Origin of the sequence: Pyrococcus yayanosii CH1 (assembly GCF_000215995.1) — an archaeon.
GTDB classification, from domain to species: domain Archaea; phylum Methanobacteriota_B; class Thermococci; order Thermococcales; family Thermococcaceae; genus Pyrococcus; species Pyrococcus yayanosii.
This window is the reverse complement of the sequence record NC_015680.1, coordinates 539,065-554,349: the sequence shown is the minus strand read 5'-3', so window position 1 is coordinate 554,349 and position 15,285 is coordinate 539,065. Positions and strand designations below refer to the sequence as shown.

Below are 15,285 nucleotides of genomic sequence, written 5' to 3'. Positions count from 1 at the left end.
ACCTTTTTAGGCTTCAATGGTCATTTATGGTGAACAAACCAGCAGGCTACTCCAAGAAGTTGTGGCTAAATTTGCCAGGCATGTATTTATATAAACATCGTTGGAGTATTATAACTTGGGGGTAGTTATGCCGGAGATACTCCATCCCAGCGAGATAGCGAGGTTTTTCGAGCTTCAGGAATGCTCAAATTACCTGAGGCTACTTTTCTCGTATAAGAGGGGCGAACTTGAGAAGTATAAGCTTGTTCTGAAGGTGAAAGAGGAAGCTGGTAGGTCACTCGCGAAATGGGGAGAAAATTTTGAGGTTGAGCTTCTCAGGCGGCTGAGGCATATTTTACTGAACACGCAATTCTACGGGTTTTTTACTAGCTGTAAGCGGGATGGTTCCTTCTCCTTTTTCAACAGGTTCTTTCCGAAAAACATAATTCTATGTTCTTCGGATCAGGAGTGTTTTGAGAGGGTTGGAGAGCTTCTCAAGCGGGAGGATAAGCTTCTACTTTACCAGCCGCACCTTCGAGGAAGGATCGGTGCGTTCATAGTCAGCGGGAGGGCTGACTTCATCGTGAGGGAGGGTAGCACCTTTTATATCCTCGAGGCCAAGTTCACGAGGGAAGAAAAGCTCGCCCATCGTTTTCAGGCCGTTACATATGCTTATCTGCTAGCCCAAATGCTTGAAGAGCTTAAAATTCGGGGAAGGATTCTGCTGGCAGTAATCACCAAAGGGAAGCTGAAGGGGTGGCCACCGGAGAGCTTTGAGTTCTCCAGAGATGTTGAAGAATACGTAATGACGCTTGAAGGAAAGCTTTCAGAAAATGGTCCCTTTGCAAGGGTGCTGAGGGGGGGAAGGTCTCATCTCTGGCTAACTGCAAGGTGCGCGGAGTGTCCTTTTGAGCCGGTGTGCATAAAGGAAGCCGTTGAAGCTAGAAGTCTTGGACTGCTTGGAATACCTCCCGGCCATCAGGAGGCCTTCAAGAGTGTTGGAGTGAACACTGTGGACGACCTGGCCGGACTCTTTGAGTTTTCCTCGCTTTGGCCGACGAACTTTTCGGAACCTGTGATGAGGAGGCCCGATATTGTTCTAAAACTGATGAGAGTTGTGGGCATAACGAACCTTCCAAAGCTCTCCAGATTGGCTCAGGTGATAAAGAGGGAGCTCGACAGAGTGCCAGGGGATAAAGCCTGGCCTGAGTTCATTCCGGGGACTGGGTATAACTTACCAAAGGATACCTGCGAGGGTAAATGTCCTGAAAATTATCCGGCAGGCTCACTGGTTAGAGTTTATCTCTTCATTGAACAAAGCCACATAACTGATACGTTACTTGGAGCATCCGCCGTCGTTGAAAATACTATGACTGGAAAGATGGAGATTGTGGCTGAAGTTGTTGAGGAACCTCCAATGGATCCCGAAATTGGAGAAAAGCTTGAGGGGCTCATGCTGGATAAGTTCTTTAGGAAGCTGTTCGCTGCCATTCGCCAAGTGGCCCCCAACCTGGAAGGCGAGACATACAAAGTTGGAAGGAAAGTAGAATCCTGTAATGGGGATGAAGTGTTCCTCCACCTTTACTTTTACAGCAGGTTCCACCGCGACGCACTGATGGATGCCGTTAGGAGGCATCCCCACCTTTATGGTAGCAGAGCCATTAGAGCATTACTCAGCCTTAGGCGGGCGATAGATCAAGAAGGCTACTCTATAATAAAGGACGAACTCATCTCAAGGCACGCGTTACGATTCCCGCCTGGGCTTGGAATAATGCTCGTGGCCTCTCAATTCGGCTTTAAGTGGCGAGTCGTGAATGGATTTGAAGAAATATTCAAGTTCCTTGCGGAAAGGAGGGGTTATGAAATAAATCTTGAAAAGCTCTACAGCATCGCGGAGGAAGGTCTAGACAGCAAAAGCAAGGCACTGTATCCTGTATTCAACAGGGAAGACGAGCAGATACCCTTCACTGCCTTTTGGCAGGCCCTGCTTGATGAGAAAAAAGACAGCCTGCTCGAGATGCTGAAGCAGATGGCTCTGGCAGTGAGGCACATCGAGAGAAGAATACCTGAGAAGGTAAAAGATGCGTGGGTTCCAAAGGAACCGCTGAGCATGAGGGAACTTGAGAGCTTTGATTTAGAGAGTCCCAACTTGGCAAGCGTCTTAATGGAATATCAGATGCTAGAATTCTTCGCGAGAAAACAACAGCTCGAACAATACTATAGACTCCCAAGAGAAACCCGAGCATACCTTGAGAAATCGGCCTTTGTGCAAGTTGAAGATGTAATCACGTCTAAAAGCGGGTGCTTCATACGGGGCAAGATAGTACTCCCAGATTCGGAAACTTGGAGGCCCTATTCCAAGGAAGAAGTTTTGATTGACTTAGACGAAGGATCCTGGGTTGCCGTAACTCCATTGGAAGCTTTTGGTAACGAGGACCCCGCAAGAGTCATTAGAAGATCTCCCCTTGGTGTTATAACCAGGATAGACCACGATGATGGTAGCGTGGAGGTCAAACTAATTGGAACGCCGGGGAGGGGCAGGTTCATATTCTCTCACGAGGGGTTTTCCTGCAAGAAGGGAAAAATAACAATAGGCAAGGCCAATGTAATCTCGAAGGGCAGTATCATAGTCCTTGATCCATCCATCGATGACATCAGCATGTCCCGCGCATACGATGTCCTGGAAAAGATAATCAGGGGAAAGCGACACTACGTATACGAAAAGCTCTCTGCGATATATTCCGCCGGAAAAGTAGAGACATCCGACGACAACTTTAAGATAAACATCTGGCAGGAAGAGGACATAGAAGAGTTCCTTGTGAAACTTGAGAATGTTGCAAAGCTTAATGAGGAGCAGAAGAAGTTCGTGAAGGACATCCACTCATTTCTCGTGTCTCTCCAAGGGCCTCCAGGCACTGGGAAGACTGCCAGAGCAGTTGCCCCAGCCATACTTGCTAGAGCCTATTCCTCCATAAAACGGAAAAAGGATGCCCTCTTCATAGTAACTGCCATATCCCACAGGGCCGTGAACGAGGCCCTAATAAAGACCGCAAGATTACTGGAGGAGCTTTCTCCCCTCATCCCAGAGCTGAAAAATGTGGAGCTCATAAGGGGATTGGCAAACGAAGAAGCCATCGAGAGCATTAAGAGAGAGCTTGAAGGAATCAAGAACATAAAATTCGAACACGAGAAGTTGAATTTCGGCGGAGGCCAAAGAAGCCTAGAAGCGATCATATCCAAAAGGGGACTCGTCAAGGTGCTCTTCGCGACCCCACAAACCTTAGCAAAAATTGTAGAATGGGGAAAAGCTGATCTAGTTGTTGTCGATGAGGCAAGTATGATGGATCTCCCAATTTTCCTCCTCGCAACGGCTCCAGCTAGAGGCCAAGTTCTGATCGTCGGAGACCATCGACAAATGCAGCCCATCCAGGTTCACGAATGGGAGCTTGAAGACAGGAAAACAATAGAAGAACACTTGCCATTCCTTTCCGCCATAAACTTCATCCGCTTCCTTAGGGGCGAGCTTGAGGAGAGGGAGCTCAAGAAATTCAAGAGAATACTTGGAAGAGACCCCCCAGAATGGATTGCAAACAAAGACGATATCCTGCCAGTTTACAGGCTCAAAAAAACCTATAGGCTACCAGAAGCACTGGCAAAGTTGCACACAGAACTATTCTACATCTTCGACGGCATAGAACTTGAGAGCGAAAAGAAGTACGACGAGGAAAAGCTGAAATTGCTTAGAGAAGCATCCAGAGAAAGGAGCTGGGTTGGATGGATTCTTGACCCCAAACACCCCGTAGTCCTCATCGTGCATGAAGAGTCATCATCAACAAAAATTAACGAGTTCGAAGCAAAACTAGTTGCAGAAATAGTTTCCAAAATCCCGAACGGACTTAGCATTGGCATTGTAGTGCCATACAGGGCACAGAAAAGGCTCATAAAATCACTAATTGGGAATAAGGCCGAAGTTGATACTGTGGAAAGATTTCAGGGAGGAGAAAGAGACGTGATAATAGTCTCAATGACATCAAGCGATCCAGCCTACCTAATGCAAGTATTCGACTTCATCTACAACCCCAACAGGCTTAACGTCGCCGCCAGCAGGGCAAAAGAGAAGCTCATATTAATAGCCTCGGAGAACCTCTTCACACTTTCCGCCCACGACCTAGACCATTTCGAAAAGCTCAGGCCATGGAAAAAATTCTACCTGCTCATGACCAGAAAAGAAGAACTGAGAACGGACAAATTCAGAGCGTTTAGATAGCCCATTAAATCTCCTCGTACAACCGTTCTGGTTAGCCGTAACTTTTGGTTTGTAAATGTCGTTACGGCTAACCTTCCAGCCTCGGCTCATTGAGTAGCCAGTCCACGCCAACAAATGCTTTAGGCTCTCGAATCTCAACTTTTTTTCGAGAAAACAACGTTTAGAAAAACTCCCTTCGGTGTTCTCACTAACCAAGCCTGCCCAACCTTCCAGCCCTTAAACTTCTCGTGGTACCTTGCAGGGTAAAACTCTAACTGGATTCTCCCCTTCAGAGTGGAGAGTTTTGTAAGTCTCCTTCTTCAATCGGTAAAAGCTGGTAACGTTGTTCTCAAAAGCATGAGTGATGAGAAAGTTCACGATTTCCCGGTAAGTCTGGAAAAGCTCGTCTAATCCTTCGGGAGTTTCCTTCAACTTGAATTTTGCCGTGAGTTTAATTGTCTCTGAGGGCATTCTTTACCGCCTCGACGAGGCGTTTTTTCCTGTGAGAACGCATTCCATAAAGCTTTCCAGCGAAGGAAGTTACTATTGCCAGCAAGTCCTCAACAAGTTCCTTTTCTGGCGTTTTCCCCTCATCGTCGAAGATTACTTCAATCTCAACGCCCTTGGCACTCCAAGGGTCGCGAGGACCATCGCTATCTCCTCGGGTTGGTTCGTCGAGAAGGAAATGCTCCATCCCTTCCTCCTGTTTATTTGAATACAGCCCTTGGCCGGAATCGTGAAGTGTATCATTCCATGGCAAGCACTCCATGAATCCGAGACCAAGAAGCTCTCGATTTCGTCAATGGGAATGGTTTTCCTGAAAATTCCGAGCAGGCCTCTGAGCCTCAGCTCGCGCTCGTCTATCTCAATCCTCAGGGCAGAGGCGTCGATTAAAAGGGCAGTTGTTATAAACGCAGTTGGAAGCATGGACATCCTTGCTTCCTCAACCCCCCCAAGTCATGTAAAGGGCAAAGAACATTGGAAGTAGAGAGGCAAATAAAACCGCTCGGAGCACGTTACTCGTGACCTTCTCCTCATACAGCATCTCCAACAACCTTCCTTGCTCTTATTGAGCCCACTTTCCCGAGTATCTAAACTAACAGCTCCTCAATAGGTTGAGGACATTTAGCCAGCCTATCCCTCCAGCCTGTCCCGGAACGGCGACATGTCAAGCCCTTTTTCGAGACCGTAAAGGTATGCTACGAGTTTCATATCGAGATTACCGTATCTCCTCCCAAATTCCCTCAGCTCCTCCATTACCTCCATCTCCGTCATGCCAAGCTCCCTGGCGATGTAGGTTACAATCTCCCCAAGGACATCACCTTCTTCCTCTTCCTCCGCCACTTGAAGGTTCACGACGAGAAGCTCACCTCGCTCTTCAATGATTCCTTCCTTTATAGCTTCTTCTACCAGCCGCTTGGCTTCCTTAACGCCGAGCAGGGACAGCTTAAAAGTTATTATGCCTATGAGTTCGCTCCTCGAGAATTCGTTGGATCCCTTCAGCTTGACGGCCTCTAGGATGGGGGAATACTTCCCCAACGTCCCCTCCTCCTCAAATAATTAGGGAGCCGAACAAAATAAGGGTTACGTGCCGGTGAAAGCCTCGCCCTTTAGGGAGGGGAGGAGGTCAGGAAGAGCGGAGCTCGCTTGGGAACTTAATGGCCTCGAAGGGACAGATCTGGTTGCAGACTCCACAGCCCGTGCATATCAGCGAGTCTATCCTGACCTTCCTCGTCTCCTGCTCATATATCAAGGCCGGACAGCCGGTCAAGAGGATGCAGGCCTTGCAACCCGTGCACTTCTCCTCTACGACAACGGGGATTTCGCCAATCTCACCCCTTCTGATGACCGGAATTACACATTCGCGCCTCGCTATTATCACGGCCGGTCCCTTGACCTTCATCGCCTCCTTTATAGCCTCCTTCGTGGCCTTGAGGTCGTAGGGGTCAACGGTCTTTACGTATTTAACGCCAATGGCCTTCACGAGGGCCTCGATGTCTATCTCGCGGAACCTCCTCCCGGTCTCGCTTCCTCCAGTTCCCGGATGCGGCTGGTGGCCCGTCATCGCGGTGGTCCTGTTATCGAGAATGATGACAAGGACATCGAGATCCTTGTAGACAGCATCAATCAGCGGCTGGATTCCGTTGTGGAAGAAGGTGGAATCGCCTATCGTGGCGACGATTTTCTTCTTCATAACGGCGCTCTGACCGTTCGCCAAGCTAATGCTCCCACCCATCACGTACTCGGTCCATATGGCCTCAAGGGGCGGGAGGAGCGACAGGGCATAGCACCCGATATCGCCGTGAACGGGGATGTCGAACTTTCCAAAGCCGAGCTCCCTCAGGGCGTCAAGCAGGGCCCTATATGAACCGCGGTGGGGACAGCCGGGACACATAACGGGCGGCCTCTTGGGGGCGAGGCTTTCCGCCCTTTTGACTTCTTCAGGCTTCCTGTACTCCTCTGCCTCCTTTCCAAGGAGCCTAAGGAGAGCATTCCTGACGATGCTCGGTGTAAGTTCCCCCTCAAGTGGCAGGTGACCAGTTCTCTTTCCGTAGACGGGAACGTTAAGAGCCTCTTCGTATGCAACTATCTTGACTTCCTCTTCGAGGAAGGGAGCACCGTCCTCGATTACTATGGCCATGTCAACGCCCTTAAGGAACTCCACGACGAGCTTTCTCGGGAGCGGATGAGGGGTTGAAAGCTTTAACACTTTAAAGTCGCCATCAAGCTTTGGGAGAACCTCCTTTACGTAGTTGTATGGAGCTCCCTCGACGATGATGCCTATCCTCCCGTCCCCCTCGACCCAGTTGAAGGGCATCGAGTTGAACTCCTCCTCTATCTTCGCCAGCGTCTCGTTGAGCCACTTATGCCTTCTCCGGTTGCCCTCCATGCTCGCCCTTACATAGCGCTCTATATCTTTCTTAAACTTCGGCTCGCGGTTGAGCTCGACGAACTCGCCGACCTCGACGTCTGCAGTGGTGTGGTTAACCCTCGTCGTGGTTCTGAAGATCACCGGAACCTTGTACCTCTCGCTCAGCTCGAAGGCGTACTTTATTAGGTCGTGTGCTTCCTGCGGGTCAGCAGGCTCGAGAACCGGGAGGAGGGCGATTTTGCCGTAATACCTATCGTCCTGCTCGGTCTGAGAAGTATGCGGGCCAGGATCGTCGGCAACGAGAATAACAAGGCCGCCTTCAACTCCGGAGTAGGCGAGGCTCATGAGCGGGTCGGCGGCGACGTTAAGGCCCACACACTTCATCGTGACCAAAGCCCTGAGGCCGGTGTAGGCAACGCCAGCGGCTTCTTCAAGGGCAACCTTTTCATTGGGGGCCCACTCGGCAAAGACCTCAGGCTTGAGTCTGGCTATCGTCTCTATGACCTCCGTGGAGGGCGTTCCGGGATAACCGGTTGCGAAGGCGATGCCGCTCTCAAGAGCCCCATAGGCAATCGCTTCGTTGCCCATGAGGAGCCTCTTCATTACAACCACCCAAGTTAATGATTTAAGCGTCGGGTTAAAATATTGCCGGTGGTTGAGTTGAAGGCCTTCGTCAACGGCAGGATATACGTATCCTTCAGGCCCCTTAAAATCGTGGACGGTCTCCTGATAGCGGGTGGCCGTGTCCTTTATGCAGGAGATATGGCGAAGGTTGCAGAGGTAGCCCGGAGGCTCGGCGGCGAGGTCGTGGATTTACGAGGAAAAACCGTTATGCCCAGTTTCTTCGACTCCCACATCCACCTCGACGAGCTCGGCCTATCCCTCGAAATGCTCGATTTGAGGGGCGTTCGGGACATTGAGACCTTGAAGAGGAAGCTCCTAAAGTACGCTAGCGGGCATAAAACCTCTTGGGTGCTCGGATACGGTTGGGATCAGGAGGAACTCGGCCGCTATCCCACGAGAGAGGACCTAGACGTCGTAAAGAACAGGCCCGTCCTCCTGTACCGGCGGTGCTTCCACGTTGCCGTTGCGAATTCAAGGGCCCTTGAGCTCCTCGACCTCAAACCATCAGAGGACTTTGACCCAGAGACGGGCATAATAAGGGAGAACGCCCTCGACGAGGCAAGGAAGAAGGTTGAAGAAACGCTTACCGTCTGGGACTACGCTCGCTTCATAGAAAAGGCCCAGGAGCACTTGTTAAGCCTCGGTGTTACCGCCGTAGCCTTCGTAAGCGTTGGGGAGAAGGCCCTTAGAGCTTTATTGTGGCTTGATAGGAAGGAGCGTCTCCTCCTTAGAGTATTTGCCTACGTGAATCCGGATGTCCTTCCAAAGCTAGATGCCCTTGGAATAGGTCCCTTCGGCGGCGATATGCTCAGGATAGCAGGTGTCAAGGTCTTAGCTGACGGGAGCCTCGGGGCAAGGACTGCGTGGCTTAGTGAACCCTATGCGGACGAGCCCACGAGAGGTCACCCCAACCTCAATAGAAAGGAGCTTAAGGAAATAGTGGAGGCCGCCAAAGCTCTCGACCTCGACGTTGCGATACACGCCATAGGGGATGCGACCCTTGACATGATACTCGACGTCTTCGGGGAGGCAAATGTGAAAGGGAGGGTGGAGCACGCCTCCCTTGTGAGGGATGACCAGCTCGATGAGATGGCTTCCCTCGACATAAGAGCGGCTGTTCAGCCGAGGTTCGTGATAAGCGATTGGTGGGCCGTGAGGAGGCTAGGCCCAAGGGCGAGGTTCCTCTACAGGTTCAGGAGCATGAGGGAGAAGGGCATCGAGGTCGGGTTTGGCACGGACTCCCCCATAGAGCCCGCGAACCCCTGGGAGGGTGTTTACGCCGCCGTCACGCGGGGAAGGTTTGAAGGCATCGAGACCTTCCACTATACAGCCCAAGAGGTTCTCTCTATCAGAGAGGCCCTCGACGCCTACACGAGGTGCTCCGCCCTGGTAACCCTCGCTCCCGATATCGGAAGGCTGGAGCCCGGATGCCGGGCCGACTTCATAGTTCTCGATAAAGATCCGCTAGCGATATCCGAGAGCGAGCTTAGGGAGGTGGAGGTCCTCGAGACGTACGTGGCCGGTCACATGGTCAGGTCGTCCCTGCTGAGGTAGCCTTCTAGATAGAGACCGCCGAGGAAGGCCTGGCCGACGTTTATCCCGTTGTCGCCCCTTGGGACCTCGTAGGTTGAGTAGAACCTCAGGCCGTTCGCCTCTACGATTTTTCTTATAGTCTTCGTTATGAGCTCGTTATAGGCAACGCCGCCGCTTAGGGCGACAGCCTTAACGCCAAATTCCCTCGCCTTCTCGACGGCAACCTCTGCAAAGGTCCTAGCCATCGCAATATGGACCGAGTATGCGATGTCGGCTGGGCTTGCCTTCTCGAGGAGGTCTAGCACGTCCACGAAGAGCTCCTCCACTTTTATGGTCTTCCCCTCAACGGGCACCTCAAGCTTGAGGTCGTTCTTACCCTTCATGGCAAAGCTCTCGAGCTTCATGGCAGGCTCTCCCTCGTAATGCCTCCTGTAGACCACGTTGAGGAGGACTGCGAGAGCGTCAAGGACGCGGCCCGTGGAAGAGGCGTAGGCAACGTTTATTCCCCTCACGAGCTGGCCGAGGGCAACCTTGAACTCGGTCTCCCCGTACTTTAGGCTCTCAATGGCCCTCGGGCAGTAACCCCTGATTATTCCCTCCAGCTCCTCCACATCGTAAACCTTGCTCAATATTCCCATCAGGGCCCTTAGCGGGTAGTAGCTTGCTATGTCGCCGCCTGGCAGTGGGTAGTAGGCTATATGAGCCAGCCTTTCCACGTCCTCGTAGCCCAGGTAGATTACCTCGCCACCCCAGACCTTCCCGTCCGTTCCGTAGCCGACACCGTCTAGGGCTATTCCCACAACCTCTTCGAGGCCATGCTCGGCCATGACACTTGCCACGTGAGCGTAGTGGTGCTGAACCTGGAGGAACTCCACGTTTAGCTCGTTGGCAATCTCCATCGCCAGCTTCGTAGTGTTGTAGCTCGGATGAAGGTCGGCCACTATGAGGTCGAGCTCCTTGACGCGGAGTATCCTCCTGAAGTGTGCTATGGCTTCACGCATAAACTCCAGCACTTCCACCTTCGACGTGTTGCCTATATACTGGCTTGGGTAAACCTTACCGCCCTTCGCGATGCCGAAGGCGTTCATGAGCTCGGCTCCGACGGCGAGACCGTTGTACTCAAAGGGAATCTCTATCGGGAGCGGGACAAATCCACGGGAGCGCCTTATAACGGCTCTCTTCCCGTCCACGAACCTCACTACGCTGTCATCGGCCCTGTTCAGTATCTTCCTGTTATGGAGCAGGAAGTAGTCCGCAATCTCCCTCAGCTCCTTAAAGGCCTCCTCGTTGTCTTTGACCATGGGCTTGCCGGGATAGTTTGCCGAGGTCATGACGTAAACGGGCGTCTTCGAGTGGTGGAAGAGAAGGTAATGAGTGGCAGCGTAGGGAAGCATGACACCGATTGTGTGGAGACCTGGAGCAAGGTTATCGGGCAAAGGAAACGGGTCCTTCTTCCTCAGGGCAATAATAGGCCTTCTGTAGCTCATGAGCTCCTCCTCTTCCTCCGGGCTCACGTAGGCAAAGCTTTTGACGGTCTCCAGGTCCCTGGCCATTATGGCAAAGGGTTTCTGGGGCCTAAAGGTTCTCCTCCTGAGCTCTGCAACTATATCTTCCCTCGTCGCATCGCAAGCAAGGTGTATTCCTCCGATTCCCTTGATGGCAACGATGTAACCTTTGTCTATAAGCTTGGCCGCCTTTTTCAGTGGGTCGCCGGTTATCTCCTGCCCGTCGTTTGTGTAAAGCCTATAGCTCGGCCCGCAGACGGGACAGCAGACGGGTTCGGCGTGATAGCGCCTGTTAAGCGGGTCTTTATATTCGCTCTCGCAGAAGTCGCACATAGAGAATTCTTTCATGGTTGTATTCTCCCTGTCATAGGGCAAATCCTCTATTATCGTGAACCTTGGGCCGCAGTTGGTGCAGACGATAAAGGGATACATATAGCGCTTGTTCGCCGGGTCGAATAGCTCTCTTAGGCAGTCCTCACATATAGCTATGTCCGGTGGAATAATCGAGTTCCCACCCTCTCCCTCTTGGGAGCTCTTCTCAATGTAGAAGCGGTCGAACCCCTGTGGCGGTATCTCCTTCCTCTCTAACCGGTCTATCCTCGCGAGGGGAGGCTTCCTCGTGTAGAGATCTCTGAGAAAAGCCTCTATGTCCTCCTCCCGCCCCTCAACAACTATCTCGACGCCGGCATCGCCGAGGTTCCTCACGTAGCCCCTGAGATTATGGGCGTGGGCTATTCGATAAACGAAGGGGCGAAAGCCAACAGCCTGAACTATACCCTGGACCTTGATGCGGTAGGCCCTCATTCCATCCACCCGTTTTCCTTTAGTCTTTCCAGCCTTTATGCGTTTCTAAAACCAAAAGTTGAAAACGAGAGTGGAGTTTTGAACCTTTGGTGTCAGAACAACGCCCCATATTTGTAGAATATGCTGCACGTTCCCTCATATGAAACCATACAGGGGCCTATTGGATGCCTAGGTGTGCAGGCATTTCCGAAGTGCGGGCATTGGGGCGGCAGGGCGAGCCCCCTCAGGATGGCTCCACAGAGGCACCCCTTCTCAAGGTCGGGAAGCTTTGGCACGTCGGGGTTGTAGTAAGTCCTTATCTCGAGCTCCCTCCATTCTCTCCTCAACTCAAGGCCACTCTTCGGTATAACACCCAGAGCTCGCCACTTGGCGTCCTTGACCTCGAAGAACTTCTCTATGAGTTCCTGAGCGACAACGTTACCCTCCCATTTCACCACGCGCGTGTACTCGTTGAGTATATTAACTTCACCTGTCTTGACCATCCTGATGAGGAGCAGTATCGCGAGGAGCATGTCAACGGGCTCAAAGCCAGCCACGACCTGCGGGATGCCATATTTCTCCGTTATAGGGGCCCAGCCCTTGACGCCTATTATCGTTGAGACGTGGCCCGGATCAATTAGCCCGTGAAAGCGCGTCCCCTGCTTCACCAAAGCCTCCACGGCTGGCGGCGTTAAGCGGTGAACTGAATATATCTTGAAGTTCTCGAGGCCCCCCTCGACGACTGCGTTGAGCATGCCTGCCGTCGGGGCGGTCGTGGTTTCAAAGCCCGGCGAGAAGTGGACCACGAGCCTATCCGGATTCTCTTTCGCAATCTTGTAGGCATCGTAAATGGAATAGACAACGCGGACGTCGTAGCCCTCACTCTTCAAATCGGCGAAGCTTCCCAGGGGGGTGGGAATCCTGTACATGTCGCCGAACGTCGTTAAGATTATCCTATCCCCCTCGGCGTAGGCCTCCCTAATTATCTCTTGCATCCTCACTATATCCTCCACGGGGGTTATGCAGACGGGGCAACCCGGCCCGCTCATTATCTTGACGTTCTCAGGCAGGAGAGACCTTATTCCGCCCCTGGTAACCGTGTCTTCGTGAGTCCCGCAGACATGCATGAGGCGGACTTCGTCCAGGCCCTTAGCTTCCTCGTGAATCTTTTGAACTATCCTCTGGGCGAGCTCTTTGTCCCTGTAGGGCCCTAGGATATTGGTCGAAGCCATATCAGCCACCTCGGCGCTCAAGCTTCCAGAGTTCCTCCCAGACCGAGAGTATCTCCCTAGCAGTTTTCTCGTCTACCTTCTCTATGGCGAAACCAGTGTGAACGACCACGTAATCGCCCACCTCAACGTTCGGGAGGAGATCGAGCCTTATCTCCCTCCTTATCCCTCCGAAGTCTACCACCGCGGTTTTACCATCCTCGCTGATCTGAAGCACCTTGGCAACCGTTGCTAAACACATCCCTTTCACCCACCCAAGTTTGGATACCGGGATTTTTAGAATTTTTTCAAAACTAATGGTTTATAGCCAAGCACCTCTCGGGAATTCAGGGTTTTTAGACGTCGCAAAGGCCTATGAAATCGCCCAAGATTAAGTCGGAATCTTCTTAAAAAAATGCTGAATCTCAAGCAAGATTATGTAAGTGCCTATCGAATACGTCCACATAAAGAAGAAAAGGAAGAAAAGGGATGAAAAATGATAGGCGCGGTATTAGCTGGCGGCAGGGGAAGGCGGTTTGGAGGCGACAAGCTTCTCTTCAGGATTGGTGGAAAGCCACTTATCTCCTACGCCCTCCAGGGTTTGGAGATGTCTCGGTACATTGATGAAGTCGTTATAATCGCGGCCCCCGAGAACGCCCAACGCCTCCGCGAGCTCGGTTATCGAGTCGTGATAGACAGGCTCTTAGTAGGGCCTATTGGGGGAATATATATCGCCTTGAGCCTCGGGGATGCCTTCGTCGCTGCGGGGGACATGCCCTCAATAATTCCAGAATTCGTGGATTATATAATTAAACAATTCTGGAATAGTGGAAAAATTGTATGTGTTCCCCGATGGGCAAATGGCTATCTTGAGCCCCTGCACGCCGCCTATTCCCAGGACTTTAGGGAAATCCTTGGAGAGCAGATACGGAGCGGAGATTACATGATCCGCCGAGCTATAGAAAAGGTGGACGCATGCTACATCCCGATAGAGGAACTGCCCGAGGAATGGAAGGCTAGCTTCTTCAACGTGAATCGGAAAGAGGATTTAAGGCGGTTCAGCCCCCTCTAATCCACAGCGGCTCCCCAAGCGGTCTTACCAGTATGTTGACCTCCCCGAGGATTTCGGCTCCCAAGTTTAAGATGTTCATCATAAATACCTTTTCAACGGTCGTCCTTACGGTTCTAAAACCCCTCTCCCACGCGAGCGCCAGCAACCCTTCAAGGACTTCGAGAGTGTTTCCTCCCCAAGCGTAGGCCGTCACGGCGTTCTCGTCGGTATAGCTACCCTCGAACACATAGAAAGAGTTTCCGACCTTCCCGCTCTCAAAATACACCATCAGATCTATGTCCGCGATTCTGTCGACGAACTCCGAAAACCAGTGGTTGTAAGAGCTCTGGAACTGGCCGAGAACCATGGGAAGTTCCTTCAACCCGGTCCAACTGGGCTCCATGGTCTCGACGGTCGGAGCTCTCCCGGGCCTCGTCGGGATGTCCACGAGTACACCCCTGTATAGTTCCTCCTCAAAGCCAAGCCGCTTATAGAAGCCGATGGCACCCTTTTCGGGCGTGACCGTCATGATCTCGTATCCCAGCTCCTGTGCCTTCTCTATCAGGTGCTCAACGAGCGCTCTGCCGATTCCTCTGCCCTGATATTTCTTCGCGACTTCTATGACGCTGAGATGAGCTGTCCTCATAATTCGCCCCTTCCAAGGTTCCTCGCTGAAGAGGAGCTCTGCTTCTCCAACCACGCGCCCATCGAGCTCAGCCACGAGGGCCAAACCGCCGTGAAGCTTGAGGTTGTTGAGATGGATGGCACACGTTTCTACCCTCGCCCACGGGCCGACACGGAGGTAGGCTTCAAGGGAAGACGAGCTCCTTACATCTTCGTTCGAAATATATACGTCCACTATTTTGGCACAGTCCCAGAGCTCGGCCTCCCTAATCCTAATCATCGGATCTGCCCCCTAGTGCCCCCGCAAGCGCCCTCGCGAGCTGCTCGGCCCTTTCCCTTATCACATCGCTCGGCTCCTCGAAGAGGCCAAGAAAACGGGGCTGGCACCCTATGAGGATGAAACGAGCTCCCGTCCTCTCCTTCAGGTATTGGACGAGGAACCGCAGGGGCAGGCCGTGAGTTGAGATGGCTTCCCCTATAGTATCCTCCGGGTCTGCCACTATCATATCTCCATGCCTCCCCCCGAACTCAACGGCGTCCACGAAGACGACTAGGTCAGGCTTGAAGGAAGCTATTTTTCCCGTGTAGCTCTCGGGAACTTCTCCGCAGTTGAGTATGAGAATATCTCGACTTTTCACAAGCTCCCTTAGCTTTTCCACGACGAGGAGTCCGAAGGCGTCATCGCCCCTCATCTCGTTTCCCATGCCACAGATAACTACCCGACCCGCATTCCGAAGGAGCTCCCAGAGTTCCATCTCTCGGTCCTCACGCATCTTAATCCCCAGGGAAGTTATTATGGGGGAGCTTAAAAATTGGGGAGTTTCAAACCTCGGGTTTACCTACCATCTCAACAGGGAGTC

Annotated in this window: 11 protein-coding genes and 2 pseudogenes; 3 read left to right on the top strand and 10 right to left on the bottom strand. The window is 52.1% G+C overall.

The window, feature by feature from the left end; all coding sequences use genetic code 11:
• The first annotated feature begins 100 nt into the window (after positions 1 to 100).
• Positions 101 to 4,246: a bifunctional RecB family nuclease/DEAD/DEAH box helicase gene (locus tag PYCH_RS03220; RefSeq protein ID WP_237698688.1), complete on the top strand. Its 4,146-nt coding sequence runs from the start codon at positions 101 to 103 to the stop codon at positions 4,244 to 4,246.
• Between the two features lie 85 nt (positions 4,247 to 4,331).
• On the opposite strand, the pseudogene PYCH_RS03215 reads toward PYCH_RS03220, so the two are convergent.
• From PYCH_RS03215 to iorA, 5 genes and pseudogenes are all read right to left on the bottom strand, one after another.
• Positions 4,332 to 4,696, bottom strand: a pseudogene (locus tag PYCH_RS03215) (RNA-guided endonuclease InsQ/TnpB family protein); the annotation flags it as partial.
• Positions 4,677 to 4,859, bottom strand: a pseudogene (locus PYCH_RS09595) (IS607 family transposase); the annotation flags it as partial. The pseudogenes PYCH_RS03215 and PYCH_RS09595, both read right to left, overlap by 20 nt.
• Positions 4,829 to 5,158 (bottom strand): hypothetical protein, encoded by a 330-nt coding sequence (locus PYCH_RS03210; RefSeq protein WP_148236186.1) that lies wholly within the window; start codon positions 5,156 to 5,158, stop codon positions 4,829 to 4,831. The pseudogene PYCH_RS09595 and the gene PYCH_RS03210, both read right to left, overlap by 31 nt.
• Before the next feature lie 201 nt (positions 5,159 to 5,359).
• Positions 5,360 to 5,764, bottom strand: coding sequence for a DUF2240 family protein (locus PYCH_RS03205; RefSeq protein WP_013905397.1), 405 nt, complete (start codon positions 5,762 to 5,764; stop codon positions 5,360 to 5,362).
• Positions 5,765 to 5,852: 88 nt separating this feature from the next.
• Positions 5,853 to 7,700, bottom strand: coding sequence for an indolepyruvate ferredoxin oxidoreductase subunit alpha (gene iorA, locus PYCH_RS03200; protein ID WP_013905396.1), 1,848 nt, complete (start codon positions 7,698 to 7,700; stop codon positions 5,853 to 5,855).
• 48 nt (positions 7,701 to 7,748) lie between these two features.
• Between iorA and PYCH_RS03195 the strand changes: the two genes are divergently transcribed.
• The gene (locus PYCH_RS03195) at positions 7,749 to 9,275 is read left to right on the top strand and encodes an amidohydrolase (protein WP_013905395.1); all 1,527 of its coding nucleotides are present in this window, start codon (positions 7,749 to 7,751) and stop codon (positions 9,273 to 9,275) included.
• On the opposite strand, the gene hypF is transcribed toward PYCH_RS03195, so the two are convergent.
• The 3 genes from hypF to PYCH_RS03180 all read right to left on the bottom strand — a co-directional run bounded on the left by hypF (position 9,245) and on the right by PYCH_RS03180 (position 13,012).
• Positions 9,245 to 11,563 (bottom strand): carbamoyltransferase HypF, encoded by a 2,319-nt coding sequence (hypF, locus tag PYCH_RS03190; RefSeq protein WP_013905394.1) that lies wholly within the window; start codon positions 11,561 to 11,563, stop codon positions 9,245 to 9,247. The genes PYCH_RS03195 and hypF overlap by 31 nt on opposite strands.
• Positions 11,564 to 11,655: 92 nt before the next feature.
• Positions 11,656 to 12,774: a hydrogenase formation protein HypD gene (gene hypD, locus PYCH_RS03185; protein WP_013905393.1), complete on the bottom strand. Its 1,119-nt coding sequence runs from the start codon at positions 12,772 to 12,774 to the stop codon at positions 11,656 to 11,658.
• A 1-nt stretch (position 12,775) separates the two neighbouring features.
• The gene (locus PYCH_RS03180) at positions 12,776 to 13,012 is read right to left on the bottom strand and encodes a HypC/HybG/HupF family hydrogenase formation chaperone (protein WP_013905392.1); all 237 of its coding nucleotides are present in this window, start codon (positions 13,010 to 13,012) and stop codon (positions 12,776 to 12,778) included.
• Positions 13,013 to 13,246: 234 nt separating this feature from the next.
• Between PYCH_RS03180 and mobA the strand changes: the two genes are divergently transcribed.
• Complete coding sequence (gene mobA, locus PYCH_RS03175) at positions 13,247 to 13,822, top strand: molybdenum cofactor guanylyltransferase MobA (RefSeq protein WP_013905391.1); 576 nt, start codon at positions 13,247 to 13,249, stop codon at positions 13,820 to 13,822.
• On the opposite strand, the gene PYCH_RS03170 is transcribed toward mobA, so the two are convergent.
• Entirely contained in the window at positions 13,809 to 14,705 is an 897-nt protein-coding gene (locus PYCH_RS03170; protein ID WP_013905390.1) for a GNAT family N-acetyltransferase, read from the bottom strand. The two genes, mobA and PYCH_RS03170, sit on opposite strands and share 14 nt — an antisense overlap.
• Positions 14,698 to 15,180 (bottom strand): hydrogenase 3 maturation endopeptidase HyCI, encoded by a 483-nt coding sequence (locus PYCH_RS03165; protein WP_013905389.1) that lies wholly within the window; start codon positions 15,178 to 15,180, stop codon positions 14,698 to 14,700. The genes PYCH_RS03170 and PYCH_RS03165 overlap by 8 nt, the downstream gene beginning before the upstream one ends.
• Between the last annotated feature and the right edge of the window lie 105 nt (positions 15,181 to 15,285).

Coding starts and splice junctions, on each gene's coding strand:
- PYCH_RS03210 (WP_148236186.1), bottom strand. CDS start 5,158: ATGTCCATGCTTCCAACTGCGTTTATAACAACTGCCCTTTTAATCGAC.
- PYCH_RS03180 (WP_013905392.1), bottom strand. CDS start 13,012: ATGTGTTTAGCAACGGTTGCCAAGGTGCTTCAGATCAGCGAGGATGGT.
- PYCH_RS03165 (WP_013905389.1), bottom strand. CDS start 15,180: ATGGAACTCTGGGAGCTCCTTCGGAATGCGGGTCGGGTAGTTATCTGT.
- PYCH_RS03170 (WP_013905390.1), bottom strand. CDS start 14,705: ATGATTAGGATTAGGGAGGCCGAGCTCTGGGACTGTGCCAAAATAGTG.
- mobA (WP_013905391.1), top strand. CDS start 13,247: ATGATAGGCGCGGTATTAGCTGGCGGCAGGGGAAGGCGGTTTGGAGGC.
- hypD (WP_013905393.1), bottom strand. CDS start 12,774: ATGGCTTCGACCAATATCCTAGGGCCCTACAGGGACAAAGAGCTCGCC.
- hypF (WP_013905394.1), bottom strand. CDS start 11,563: ATGAGGGCCTACCGCATCAAGGTCCAGGGTATAGTTCAGGCTGTTGGC.
- iorA (WP_013905396.1), bottom strand. CDS start 7,700: ATGAAGAGGCTCCTCATGGGCAACGAAGCGATTGCCTATGGGGCTCTT.